The sequence below is a fragment of the Streptomyces sp. NBC_01233 genome (assembly GCF_035989305.1).
Lineage (GTDB): Bacteria > Actinomycetota > Actinomycetes > Streptomycetales > Streptomycetaceae > Streptomyces.
Genome location: NZ_CP108514.1, coordinates 8,517,309 through 8,529,565, shown reverse-complemented (window position 1 = coordinate 8,529,565; position 12,257 = coordinate 8,517,309). Strand labels below are relative to the sequence as shown.

General features: G+C 74.1%; 13 protein-coding genes. 8 read left to right on the top strand and 5 right to left on the bottom strand.

Annotation, left to right across the window (positions count from 1 at the left end):
- Positions 1–87: 87 nt before the first annotated feature.
- The gene (locus tag OG332_RS39775) at positions 88–432 is read right to left on the bottom strand and encodes an STAS domain-containing protein (RefSeq protein ID WP_327418006.1); all 345 of its coding nucleotides are present in this window, start codon (positions 430–432) and stop codon (positions 88–90) included.
- A gap of 211 nt (positions 433–643) precedes the next feature.
- On the opposite strand from OG332_RS39775, the gene OG332_RS39770 reads away from it, so the two are divergent.
- The 8 genes from OG332_RS39770 to OG332_RS39735 all read left to right on the top strand — a co-directional run bounded on the left by OG332_RS39770 (position 644) and on the right by OG332_RS39735 (position 5,757).
- Complete coding sequence (locus tag OG332_RS39770) at positions 644–1,570, top strand: SigB/SigF/SigG family RNA polymerase sigma factor (protein WP_327418005.1); 927 nt, start codon at positions 644–646, stop codon at positions 1,568–1,570.
- Between the two features lie 9 nt (positions 1,571–1,579).
- Positions 1,580–1,939 (top strand): STAS domain-containing protein, encoded by a 360-nt coding sequence (locus OG332_RS39765; protein WP_327418004.1) that lies wholly within the window; start codon positions 1,580–1,582, stop codon positions 1,937–1,939.
- A complete protein-coding gene (locus OG332_RS39760) occupies positions 1,936–2,892 on the top strand; it encodes an anti-sigma factor RsbA family regulatory protein (RefSeq protein ID WP_327418003.1) in 957 nt (318 codons plus the stop codon). The genes OG332_RS39765 and OG332_RS39760 overlap by 4 nt, the downstream gene beginning before the upstream one ends.
- 76 nt (positions 2,893–2,968) lie before the next feature.
- On the top strand, positions 2,969–3,433 hold the full coding sequence (locus OG332_RS39755; RefSeq protein WP_327418002.1) for an ATP-binding protein: 465 nt from the start codon (positions 2,969–2,971) through the stop codon (positions 3,431–3,433).
- 88 nt (positions 3,434–3,521) lie between these two features.
- The gene (locus tag OG332_RS39750) at positions 3,522–3,644 is read left to right on the top strand and encodes a hypothetical protein (RefSeq protein ID WP_327418001.1); all 123 of its coding nucleotides are present in this window, start codon (positions 3,522–3,524) and stop codon (positions 3,642–3,644) included.
- 71 nt (positions 3,645–3,715) lie between these two features.
- Positions 3,716–4,378, top strand: coding sequence for a DUF4230 domain-containing protein (locus OG332_RS39745; RefSeq protein ID WP_327418000.1), 663 nt, complete (start codon positions 3,716–3,718; stop codon positions 4,376–4,378).
- A 115-nt stretch (positions 4,379–4,493) separates the two neighbouring features.
- Positions 4,494–4,943, top strand: a complete 450-nt coding sequence (locus OG332_RS39740) for an SRPBCC family protein (protein ID WP_327417999.1) — start codon at positions 4,494–4,496, stop codon at positions 4,941–4,943.
- 205 nt (positions 4,944–5,148) lie between these two features.
- Positions 5,149–5,757 carry a response regulator transcription factor gene (locus OG332_RS39735; RefSeq protein WP_327417998.1) on the top strand — a complete coding sequence of 203 codons (609 nt, stop codon included), beginning with the start codon at positions 5,149–5,151 and terminating at the stop codon, positions 5,755–5,757.
- A 55-nt stretch (positions 5,758–5,812) separates the two neighbouring features.
- Here the strand turns inward: OG332_RS39735 and OG332_RS39730 are convergent, their stop codons facing one another.
- From OG332_RS39730 to lanKC, 4 genes are all read right to left on the bottom strand, one after another.
- Positions 5,813–7,579, bottom strand: coding sequence for an ABC transporter ATP-binding protein (locus OG332_RS39730; protein WP_327417997.1), 1,767 nt, complete (start codon positions 7,577–7,579; stop codon positions 5,813–5,815).
- Positions 7,576–9,360 carry an ABC transporter ATP-binding protein gene (locus tag OG332_RS39725; protein ID WP_327417996.1) on the bottom strand — a complete coding sequence of 595 codons (1,785 nt, stop codon included), beginning with the start codon at positions 9,358–9,360 and terminating at the stop codon, positions 7,576–7,578. Before OG332_RS39725 ends, OG332_RS39730 begins: the two co-directional genes overlap by 4 nt.
- Before the next feature lie 68 nt (positions 9,361–9,428).
- Positions 9,429–9,563 carry a SapB/AmfS family lanthipeptide gene (locus OG332_RS39720; protein WP_319732052.1) on the bottom strand — a complete coding sequence of 45 codons (135 nt, stop codon included), beginning with the start codon at positions 9,561–9,563 and terminating at the stop codon, positions 9,429–9,431.
- Positions 9,560–12,196 (bottom strand): class III lanthionine synthetase LanKC, encoded by a 2,637-nt coding sequence (gene lanKC / locus OG332_RS39715; RefSeq protein WP_327419515.1) that lies wholly within the window; start codon positions 12,194–12,196, stop codon positions 9,560–9,562. Before lanKC ends, OG332_RS39720 begins: the two co-directional genes overlap by 4 nt.
- Positions 12,197–12,257: the final 61 nt, after the last annotated feature.

Below are 12,257 nucleotides of genomic sequence, written 5' to 3'. Positions count from 1 at the left end.
GGCACCGGGTCGGGTGAAGGCTAACGCCACCGGAAGAACGGCGAGCCCCAGTCGATCACACCGGAAGCAGCACATCCGGCCCCGGGTTCACGCCCCGAGGGCGTCCTCGACACTCGCGTGCAGGGAGAGCACGGTATCGGCGCCGGTCACGGCGAACAGCCGTCGCAACTGCTCGCCGGGGGCGGCGATGCGCAGGGCGGTGAGGTGGTGCAGCCGCAGGAGCAGGTTCAGGAAGGAGGAGTCTCCGAAGGTGATGGCGCCGGCGTCCAGCACCACCAGCGGGTACCGGTCGGCGGCGGAGAGGAGGGCGTCCTCCAGTGGGGTCAGCGTGTCCTGGTCGAGCTCCCCATGGGCCGTCACCACCCAGCCGGCGCCCGCCGGGTAGCCGTCCCCGACCACACCCTGCTGGTCCGCGTCCCCTGTTCCGGTCATGTCCGCCTCCCCGGATCGCCACCTGTACGTCCTGCTCAAGGGAGTATGCCTGTTCGCTCCGCCGACGTGGCCGCCCCCGTCCGCGGCGGCGCCCTTCGGGCCGCACGGTGCGACCGGCAGAACAAGGCAATGTCATCGAAGTGTGTAGAACCCCGAAGCCGGGGCAGAAGGGCCCGGGCAGCCGTCAGTCGATCGGGAGGGAGCGGCCACCATGTCTCGCTCGTCCACCGCCACAGGCCCCATTCGTGCAACAGACGGGCAAGTTCGTGCTTGTGACCGAGGCACCGCGGGAGCGCCAACGCAGGACGAGGACCTGTTCCGTGTGGAAAACGCCCGTGAGATGGCACCCGCCGACGCACGGGAACTGTCGCGGCTCTTCTTCGGGAGGCTGCGCACCCTGGAGGAGGGGACGCGCGAGTACCAGTACACGCGCAACACCCTGATCGAGATGAATCTCTCGCTCGTCCAGTTCGCCGCGCGCCGGTTCCGCTCCCGCGCGACCGGTGGCGGTCTCGACATGGACGACATCATCCAGGTGGGGACCATCGGCCTCATCAAGGCCATCGACCGCTACGACCTGGAGCGCGAGGTCGAGTTCTCCACCCTCGCCCTCCCCTACATCACCGGTGAGATCAAGCGCTACTTCCGCGACACCACGTGGGCCGTGCACGTCCCGCGGCGCCTGCAGGAACTGCGCATGGAACTCGCCAAGGCCCAGGAGAACCTGACCGACGTCCTGGGCAGGGCTCCGACGGTCAACGAGGTCGCCCGGCACCTGAAGCTGTCCGAGGACGAGGTGATCGACGGGCTGGTGGCCGCGAACGGCTACACCAGCGGTTCCCTCGACGCCGCCGGCGCGGAGAGCGACGCGCCGTCCACGACGAGCCCGGCGACCCGGCCGCTGGCGGAACGCCTCGGCGGGGTCGACCCCGCCATGGAGCTCTTCGAGGAGTTCCACACCCTCGCGCCGCTGCTGGAGCAGCTGGACGAACGAGACCGGCGCATCCTGCAGATGCGCTTCGGCGAGGAGAGGACCCAAGCCGAGATCGGCGCCGAACTGGGCGTCTCCCAGATGCAGGTCTCCCGCATCCTGTCCCGGACCCTGGCCCGCCTGCGCGCCGGCATGCTCACGGTGTAGGCCCGGGCCATGACCTCCCTGCGGACAGGAACGGGCGCGGGCGCGGGAACGGGCGCGACCACGCCGCTGACCGCCCTGCCCATGCGGGACCGTCCCGGCGCACGCCTGAGCGGCAGCTGCGACCTCGACACCCGGCATGCCCTGTCGGCGGCGCTCGGCGTCGTGACCGGGATGCCCGGCACCGTCGTCCATCTCGACCTCTCCGCCGTGGCCTTCCTCGACACGGTCGCGGTCGCCGCCCTGGTGCAGGCGTCGGCCGCCCTCAACGGTGAGGGGCGGCGCCTGCTGCTCCACGACCCGCCATACTCGCTGCGCAAGGTAGTGGAGATGTTCCCGGACGAATGCGCCGCGCTGGAGGTCGCAGCATGATCACCGTTCCTGCGCCCGCCGGGCCCGGGGCCCTCGTCCACCCCGCCCTCTTCTACCGGGACCTCGGCGAGTACCTCACCGGGGTGGGTGGTTTCGTGCGGGCCGCCCTGTCGGCCGACGAGCCGGTCCTCGTCGCCGTGCCGGGCCCGCACCTGGACGCCCTGCGCGAGAGCCTCGGCACGAGCGGGTCCGGGATCGCCTGGACCGACATGACGGAACTGGGCCGCAACCCCGGCCGCATCCTGGCCTCTCTGCAGGACTTCGCCGACCGGCACGCGGGCCGGGCGGCCCGGATCGTCGGCGAGCCGATCTGGCCCGGCCGCTCCCCCGCCGAGGTACTCGAGGCCACCCGCCACGAAGCCCTCATCAACACGGCCTTCGCCGGCCGGCCGGCCACCGTCCTGTGCCCGTACGACGTACGGGGGCTCGCGCCCGCGGTGGTGACCGGGGCCCGGCGCACGCACCCCACGCTGATCGAGGGGAGCCGGGACCTGCCGAGCCCGGCCTACACCGATGCCTCCCGGGTCTGCGCGGACTGCGATCTCCCGCTGCCCGAGCACGACGGCGAGGTGTCCCGGCTCGCGTACTCCCACGGCGGGCTGGCCGGGGTGCGCGAGCACGCCGAGAACTGGGCCCGCGCCACGGCCCTGACCCCGGCGCGGCGCGGCGACCTCGTCCTGGCCATCAGCGAGGCGGCGGCCAACTCCCTGTCCCACGGAGGCGGGAAGGGCACCCTCCGGCTGTGGGCCGCCCCCGGACCCGGTGGGGGAATCGTCGCCGAGATCCACGACGGCGGCCGCCTGGCCGACCCCCTGGCCGGACGCCGCCGCCCTTCCCTGGCGTCGGCCGAGGGTGGCCGCGGACTGTGGATGATCCACCAGCTCTGCGATCTGGTCGAGGTCCGCGCCACGGAGAGAGGCCTCACGCTGCGCCTTCACATGGCAACGCCCTGAGAGCGGCGATCCCCTAGACTGTCCGGGCAGGTGCCGAGAGCAAAGACCAGCGTCGACGTGGGGGTGAAAGACACCAGTGGAGACCATCGGTCCGGAAACGGGCGATCCGGTGAGTTCCGCCGTTCCCGCCGGGGGGCAGCGCCGTCGGCTCGCCCTGACGGGCGTCCGCGGCTCTGTGGCCAAGGGCCGCGACTTCACTCGTCAGGCCCTGCGGGACTGGGGCTGGGACGGGACCGAGACCGCCGAGGACACCCTGCTCCTCGTGTCCGAGCTGCTGACCAACGCGTCACTGCACGCGGGCGGCTGTCACGAGCTCGTGCTCACGGCCGGGGAGGCCCTGCGCATCGAGGTGTACGACGGCACGACGACGCTGCCCTACCCCCACCCGGCCCCGCAGCGCGGCCTCCCGGGGGGCCACGGTCTGCACATCGTGGAGCGTCTGTCCGATCGCTGGGGCGCGCACGCGCACGGACACGGGAAAGCCGTCTGGGCCGAGATCGAGGCCGCCCGGCTGGTGTCCGGCAGGCCCACCGGGCGATGACCGCCGGTCGCACCCGACCGGACCGCCCGCCCGTCTGCCCGCCCCGCACCCGGGGCATCGATCCGGCTGCCGCGGGCAAACGCGCAGCATGGCCTCGTATCAGCTCACCACCCTGTCCCTCAACCCGGCACCCGGGCCCGCCTGGGTGCACCTCCTCGTCATCGCGTTCGCGCTGATCGTCCTCGTACACACCCTCGCCCGGCGCCGGTAACGACACCGGTGGCGCCCACGCCGGGTACGCGGATCCGTGCTGGAGCCGCGTCCACGGGGTATCCGCGGAGTATGGAAACCTCTTCGGCCCGGCCGGGCGGCTCGCGGCGCCCGTGGTGGGGGCGGATCGCCGTCGGCCTGGCGGTGGTCGTGGCGCTGATCGTGCTCGTGGCTCGCTTCAGCCTGGTTCCGGGGTCCGGCAGCCTCTTCGGCGAGGACACCCGGGACCGCTCCGGTCCCGCGCTCCTCAAGTCGATGCAGGACATGGACCGTTACGAGGCGGCCGTCGGCAACTTCCAGGTGGTCGTGGACCTGGAGAAGGACGCGGCGCTGCTGCCGGACGCGATCCGGGGGACCCGCACCCTGTACGTGGGCGCCGGCACCGTCAGCGGCTACGTCGACCTGGGCGCACTGGGCGAGCGGAACGTCACCGTGAACGGCGACCGCACGAAGGCCTCGATCCGGCTCCCGCACGCGGTGCTCGCCGCCGCGGCCCTCGACCCGGACCGTTCGTACGCGGTGTCGAAACAGCGGGGCCTGCTGGACCGGATCGGCGATCTGTTCTCCGACAACCCGGCCGGTGAGCAGGCCGTGCAGAAGCTCGCCGCGCAGCACATCAACGAAGCGGCCCGCGACAGCGGCCTCGTCGAGCGCGCCGAGCAGAACACCACGTCGATGCTGGAGGGATTGCTGCGCTCCCTGGGCTTCCGCGAGGTGACGGTCGCGTACGGCTGAATCGCGTGCCGGCACGGCGTGTTCCGCTCCGGGCCGGGTAGCCGCGCCTCAAGACGTCCTGACGGACGACCCGCACCACGGGGTGCGGGCTGCCGACGACACGGAAGGGGTGCACATGTCGCACGTCGAGGAGCACGTCGAGGTCAACGTCCCCGTACGCACGGCCTACAACCAGTGGACGCAGTTCGAGGAGTTCCCCGCCTTCATGGAGGGGGTCGAACGCGTCGACCAGCGCACGGACACGCTCACCCACTGGGTGACGAACGTGAACGGCGTGCAGCGCGAGTTCGACGCGCAGATCACCGAGCAGCTCCCGGACCGGCGCGTCGCGTGGATGACGGTCGACGGCGAGGCCCGCCAGGCCGGGCTGGTCGTCTTCCAGCCGATCGACGCGACGACCACCAAGGTCGTCCTGCACATGAACTGGGTGCCCGACGGTCTGGCCGAGACGGCCGCCGACAAGCTCGGCTTCGTCAAGCGTCAGGTGATGGGCGATCTGAAGCGGTTCAAGCTGTTCATCGAGTCGCGCGGGGTCGCGACGGGCGCGTGGCGCGGCGAGGTCTGATCCCGGTCGCAGGGGCGGGCAGGGGCGCGGGCGGGGCAGTGCGCGCCCGGTCTTCAAGGGGGTTACCCGCCTAAGGCGGGCGGAATCCTAGGGTATCTCGGCCAAGTTGCCCGTACGCCCCTGCACGCCCCCCGCAGTGACGTTCCATCACCCCTGTACGGGGGCACCCGTGGTGCCGTTGGTTCGTCTACCGAGGAGAGCACAGATGACGAAGGTCCTCGTCCTGCACAGCGTCAGCCTGGTCAGGTCGGCACTGGCCGCCCTGCTGAGATCGGAAGGGCGCTTCGAGGTCACGTCGGCGGGCTGGCGGGCCGCGGTGCGCCAGGCCGAGTCCTTACGACCAGACGTGACGGTCGTCGACCTCGACTGTCCGGGGACCACGGCCGTCCTGGCCGACGAGGGACGCGCGGACCGCCAGGTCCTCGCGTCCCCGTCCCCGGTCCTGGTGCTCGCGTCGACCGGCGCGCCCGGTTCGCTGCACCGGGCCTTCCGGGCCGAGGCCCTCGGCTACGTCGACAAGGACGGCTCGCCGGGGCGGCTCGTACGGGCGGTCCGGAAGGTCGCCGCGGGGCAGCGGTTCATCGACGCCTCGCTGGCCTCCGCCTTCATGGAGGCCGACCCCGTGCCGCTGAGCCCGCGGGAACTCAGCGTGCTGGCGCGGGCCGCGGAGGGCGATTCCATCGCCGAGATCGCCCGCGCGCTGCATCTGGCGAGCGGGACGGTACGCAACTACATGGCCGCGGCGACCCGCAAGACCGGCGCGCGCAATCTCATCGACGCGATCCGGATCTCCCGGCGGGCCGGCTGGGTCTGATCCGCGGCCGCCGCGGACGGGCCCGGCAGGGAGCCGCCCGGCGGCGCCGGCCGTTTCACCCGTCCGTCCCGTTCCACCTCCCCACCAGCTCGCGGTACAGGGGCGACCTTTCCGGGAGTTCCGCGTGCGTGCCGCACACGGCGCGGGTCCCGTCGAGTACGAGGACCCGGTCGGCGCGGGCCGCGGACGAGACCCGGTGGGCCACCACGACGAGGGTGCCGGGACGGTCCGCGAGGGCCCGTTCGGCACGCTCCTCCGTACGCGGGTCCAGGTGGCAGGTGGCCTCGTCGAGCAGCAGCAGCGGAGCCGGCGAGAGGTAGGCGGCGGCGAGCGCGAGGTGCTGGCACTCCCCCCGGGACAGCAGCCGGGGAGACACCTCGCCGTCCAGGCCGCCCAGCCGTTCCACGAGTCCCTCCAGCCCCAGGGCGCTGACGGCGCGCCGCACCCGGGCGTCCCCCGGCCCGGGGACGCCCGGGTGCGGGGACAGGTGGGTGAGGTTCTCCCGCACGGTGCCGGTGAACACGTAGGCCTGCTGGGGCAGCAGGGTCCGCCGCGGGTCCGGTCCCGTGGCGGCCGGATCCCGGCGGGCGGCCGCGCCGGCGACGAGGACCGCCCCGGCGTCGGGTGAGAGCATCCCGGCGAGCAGGGCGGTGAGCGTCGACTTGCCGATGCCGCTCGGCCCGACCACGGCGAGGTGCTCCCCCGGCCGCACCACCAGGTCGAGGGCGTCGAGTACGGGAGCCGCGCCGGGACCGTAGGCGAAGGTGGCGCCCCGGAGCTCGGCCGCGGCGGCGGTCCGCCGGCCGGCGGGGACGGGCTCCTGCGGCTTCGCCGCGCGGTGGCCGCCGGAGTCTCCCGGCGGCGGATCGCAGAACCGTTCGAGGACCACCACCAGTCGGGTTCCGGCGGAGCCCAGGGCTGTCATCAGCGAGTTGAGGGCGGGCAGCAGCGCCTGCACGACGTACGTGAGGCCGCCCGCCAGCGTCCCGGCGGTGACCCCGTACCCGAGCAGCCAGGGCGTCGCGGCGAGCAGGGCGATCACCGGCAGCCGGCCCGCCGTGGCCAGGGCCAGGGTGCGCACGGCCGCCCAGCGCGCGAGCGTCCGCGCCAGCCGCTCCTGGGCGGCGATCAGCGGCTCCACCCGGGCTCGTGCCGCCTCCTGCCCGCCGCAGGCGACGATGTCCCGCAGGCCCTCCCCCAGCTCCCCCACCCGGTCCGCCAGTGCCTCGTCGGTGTCCAGGGACCGCCGTTGCGCGGCCGCCATGGGGCGGAGCGTGGCGAGGAAGGCGGCCACGCCCAGCAGCAGCGGGGGCAGCACGACCAGCAGCAGCACCGGAGCCAGGGCAGCCATGCCCGCGAGGACGCCCACGACGGTGAACGCGAACGAACGCACCGTCAGGACCAGCCCCGCGAAGGAGTCCCGGGCCATTTCCGTCTGCTGGGTGAGCCGGGACACCGCGCCCGTGCCGGGAGCGTGCACCGGGTCGGCGACCGCCCGGTCCAGTGCCTGCCGCACCGCCCGGCGAACCAGGCCGTCCCGCAGCGGTTCCACGAGGTCCGCGAGCCCGGCGAACACGCCGCGCAGCGCGAACCCGCCGAGCAGGGCTCCGGCTCCGGCCGCGGCCAGCCAGGCCAGACCGGTGCCGGTGCGGCCGGCGAGGAAGCCGTCGTCGAGTGCGCGGGCCACGCCGTAGCCGCCGAGGAACGTGTGCGCGGACTCGACGAGCGACCATGCCGCGAGCCGTCCCACAGCGCCCTTGCGGCCGTGCAGGAACCGCCGGCCCTCGGGCGCCACCCGGCTCCAGGCCTCGCCCTCGGTCACCGCGCCGCCTCCGTCGCCGTCTCCCCTTGCGTGCCGGCCGTCCCGTCGGCGGCGAACACCGCCCGGTAGGCGGGTTCGTGCCGCCACAGCTCGCCGTGGGTGCCCACCGCCCGCATCCGCCCGTCCTCCAGCCACACGACGAGGTCGGCGCGGACGGCGGACGAGAGGCGGTGCGCGACCACGATCCGGGTGCCGGGCCGGATCCGGTGGGCGAGGGCCCGCTCGACCTCACGGGCCGTGACGGTGTCCAGGCTGGAGGTGGCGTCGTCCAGCACGAGGAGCCGACCCGCGTGGCAGAACGCCCTGGCCAGCCCGAGGCGTTGGACCTCACCGCCGGACATCGGGGCGTGGGCGAGGCGTGTGCCGTACCCGTGGGGCAGGCGCCGTAGGAACGGGTCGGCGCCCGCGGCGCGGGCCGCGACGCGGACCGCTTCCGGGCCGGGCGCCGGACCGGCGCCGAACCCGATCGCGTCGCCGACCGTGTCCCCGAACAGCACGGGCCGGTCGAAGGCGTGCCCGACCTCGCGGCGCAGCGCTCCCGCGGTCACCTCCCGCAGGGGAACTCCGTCCAGGAGCACCTCGCCCGCGTCGGGGTCGGTCAGCCGGCCGGCCACGGCCGCGAACAGCGTCTTGCCGGCGCCGGACCTGCCCACCACCGCCACCGTGGAGCCTCCGGGGATCACCAGGCTGATGTCGCGCAGGACCGTCGTACCTGCGCGCACGACCCGGACCCCGCGCAGTTCCAGGGTGCCGGGGCCGTCCTGCGGCAGCTCCGCCCGGCCGTGGTCGAGTACGGGCAGCTCCAGGAGGGCGGCGGTGCGCCGGGCGGCGGCCCGGCCGCGGACCACGGCGGCCAGCCCGCCGGTCACGGCGCCGGCACCGGCCGCGAGGCCGGCGTACCGCAGGGCGGCGAGGAGTTCACCGACCCCGATGGCTCCGGCCGACAGGCGGATGCCGCCGACGGCGAGGACCGCGTACAGGAGCATGGGCATGAGGGCCGCGGACCGGGCCGTCGTGCCGCCGAAGACCTGCCACATGCGCCGGCCCACGGCGGCGAGCTCGGGCAACTGTGCGAGGATCCGTGCGCGTTCGCGGTCCGCGGTACCGGCTGCGGCGATCGTGCGCGCCCCCGCCAGTGCCTCGACGAGGCGGCCGGCGGTCGCGAGCTGGACCTGCTGGTAGCGGGCGATGCTGGTACGGGTGTCGCGGGCGAAGGCCCGCAACAGCAGCACCAGCAGCGGAACGCCCGTGAGGAAGGCGAGCGCCGTCCACACGTCGATGACGAAGAGTGCCACCACCGCGCCGGCCGGCGGCAGCAGTGCGGCGACGGCGTGCGCGGCGGCTGCCGGGACCTTCCCGGCCTCGGTGGCGTGCGCGGTCAGCCGCGCTGCGGTTTCGCCGGGCGCGTGACGGGCCGCGTGGTGCGGGGCCGTCCGCAGCAGCCCGGCGAGCCCGAGCCTGCGCAGCCGGGCGGTGGAACGGCCGTCCACCTCGCCGGTCAGCCGCGCGGCGGCGGCGTCCAGCGCCACTTCGGCCGCGATGACCGCGGCGCACAGCAGCGTCCAGACGGGGCCCGACGGGTCTCGGCGGAGGAGCAGGTCGAGGGTGTGGCCGAGGACGGCGGGTTCGGCGAGTGCTGCCGCGGCGGCCGCCACCGCGCATCCGAGGACGGCGGCGGCGCGCCCACCACTGTGCCGGGCCGCTGCCACGAGCGCCCGGTCGGCGCTGCGGCCCACGGCCGGCTCCTGCGCCGTGTCGAGCGCCTCGTCAGGGGGGCTCATCGGCGAATGCCTCCAGCAATGTGGTGCGGGCCCGGGCGGCGAACCGCCCGGGCCCGAGGTGACCTGGGTCAGTTACAGGTCGTGAGGCTCAGGCTGCTGTCGCCGCAGAGCAGCAGGCTGGCCCGGCTGCCGCCGCCCGTCAGCGCGGCCTCGGTGGTCTCGTCCTTCGGGGTCTCCATCGACTGCAGGTCAAGAAGCGTCATGTCAGGTTCCTCTTCTTCTCTGAGGTGGTGCGATGGGTCACGGCCCCGGGTGGGACCGGCTTGGGGGCCGCCGCGCGCTCGCGCAGCGGCGGGAGGAACGGCAGGTGCGCGCGCCCGCCGGGCGCGGCGCTGCCGAGGGCGAGGAGAGCGCCGGCCGTGCCCGTGGCGAGGTCCATGGACAGCCGCATCATCTGCTCGCCCGGGAAGGCCAGATGCCCCTGGTACGGCACGGCGTGCCGGGCCAGTGCGTCGATCTGGCGGGCGATGGCGCCGGCCCCGGTGCCCGGGCCCGGCGTGGTGGTCCGGGCCAGGTGGAGGATCATCCCGGCGGCGCCGCGCAGCAGCCCGGGCTGGGCGTAGAAGGTCGCCTGCGCCGCCCGTACGATCTCGCGCCGGGCCTGTTCGAAGCGCTCGTCCGGGCCGTGCTCCAGCCAGTCGTCGAGCACCATGCCGATGCCGACACTGCCCTCGCCGAGGTACGGCATCGTGCGCCAGCCCTCGTTCACCTGGAGGGTGCCGAAGGCGCTGGTGACACAGCGGTCGAGGTCGCGGTGGAGCGCTTCCGCGGCCTGGATCAGCAGTTCCTTGTCGCCGGTCCGCTCGTAGAGCCGTACGAGGAGCAGGGCCGCGCCGGAGTTGCCGTACAGGAGACCCGCGCGTCGGGGCCGCCGCTCCGGCCGCACGATCAGTTCGGCGCAGCGCAGGGCGGCGGTGTGCAGTTCGCTCTCGCCGCTCGCGGTGCCGAGCGCGTCCAGGGCCAGGCCGATGCCGGCCAGTCCGCTGTGCAGGTCGGGGCCCGCGCTCTCCCACGGCTGCTGCAGCAGCAGGTCGACGAGGGCGAGGGCGCGCTCCTGGTGTCCGAGCCGGTGCAGCGTCCAGGCCGTGCCGGCCAGGCCGTCGTAGAAGCCGAGCGGAGTGCCGGAGACGGGTTCCCCGGTCCGGTCGAGCAGCCATTCCTCGGCCTCGGGCCAGGGTCCGGCGCCGGTCTCGGCGAGGGCGTGGAGCACGCCCGCGACCCCGTAGCCGAAGCCGACGCCTCCCCCGGCGGCCGCGAACTGGGCGATGTCGCCCGGGAGGAGGCGGTCCTCCCGTTCCGGGGTGGCGCTCGCGCGCAGCGCCGCGGTCATCGACGTACGGGCGGCCGGCCATGCGCCCGGCTCGACGGGCAGGTACGGCCCGGCCGGTGCGGGCGGGCGGCCGCCCGGTGCGCCCTGCGGGACGCCGGACAGGATCTCCTCGACGGCCTCGTCGAGGAACCATCGCGGTACGGGGAACTGCTCGGCGGCGACGGCGGCCAGGTGTGCGGCCTTGGCGCGGTCCAGGACGAGCAGGCTGGTCAGCGGGAGGAACAGGGCGAGCCGCAGGCAGGCGAGGGCGTAGCGGTCGACGGAGAACCCGCGCCGCCCGGCCGGGGCGACGAAGGCGGGGTTGGCCACGGTCTGCCGCAGTCCCTCGTCGACGTGCGCGGCGGCTTCGAAGTCCAGGAGTGCGACGGTGGGTTCGCCCGTCTCGTCCTCGGCCACCATGATGTTGAAGAGGTGGAGGTCGTTGAAGGCCACGCCGCGGGCGTGCACGGCGTCGACGGCCTCGGTGACCCGCCGGTGGATCGTGAGGGCCCACTCGGTGTACGAGGCGAGCTCCGCCGGGTCGGGATCCGCCTCGATCAGGGGGTGACGGCGGGCGAAGTAGGTGTTGAGCGGTTTTCCGGGGAGGTGTTCGAGCACCAGGAAGTGGTGGTCGCCTACCGTGAAGGTGCCGCGGACCGCCGGGACGCACCCCAGGCCCGCCAGCCTTTCCAGTGCTGCCTGTTCGCGGTGGAGCCGGGTCACGGCGTCGGCCCCGTCGGCGGCGAGGCCGGCGTACGGCCGGGCCTCCTTGAGGACCACGCTCTCGCCGGTGCGGCTGTCCTTGCCGAGGTAGACGCCGCCGCCGTTGGAGAAGTGCAGCGCCCGCTCGACCGTGAAGGGGATGCCGGTCAGGGTGACCGCGGAACGCGCTTCGATGTGCGGCTTCAGGAAGTCGGGCAGTTCGAGCCACTCGGGCGGCTGGAAGGCCGGACCGCGCCGGTCCGGTACGAGCCGCCCGTCGGGGGCCTCGATCGCCGGGACCAGTTCGCCCTGCTCGGTGTAGCAGTGTCGCAGGGTGAAGCTGCCGTAGCGCAGGTGGACGGGTCCGGCGCCCCAGCGCAGATCGCTGAGGATGTACGGGCCGGCCGCCCCCGCCAGCGCGCCGTCGAGGTCTTCCGCGATCCGGCGGCACTGCTGCTCGTCGGACGGGTACACGGTGATGAACTTCCCGCTCGCCGCGCGGTCGGCGTACTTGGCGTTGCGCAGGTGCAACAGGTACCGGCTCGGTATGAACTTGAAGGCGATGCGGCGGGCGGTGCAGTACTCGTACACCGTCGTCAGCAGCGACTCGGCGTTGTCGAGCGTGGCCGATATATGGATCTTCCAGCCCTGCGAGGGCAGTTCGGCGTCGACGGGGCGCAGCGCGAGCCAGTCGCCGCTCCGGTGCGAGCGCCACCCCGCCGGGACGGGGGCGTCGGCCGCCGGGTAGTTCTCACCGGCCCGCCGGTACGGCGCGTCGTAGAACCAGCGGTCGGTGTCGCAGAAGGCGGCGTACCCCTTGTTCACACCTGCTCCCTCGGTCGGCGGCAGACCGAAGGTGTCACGCCCGGCGGAGGCGGCGACAGTC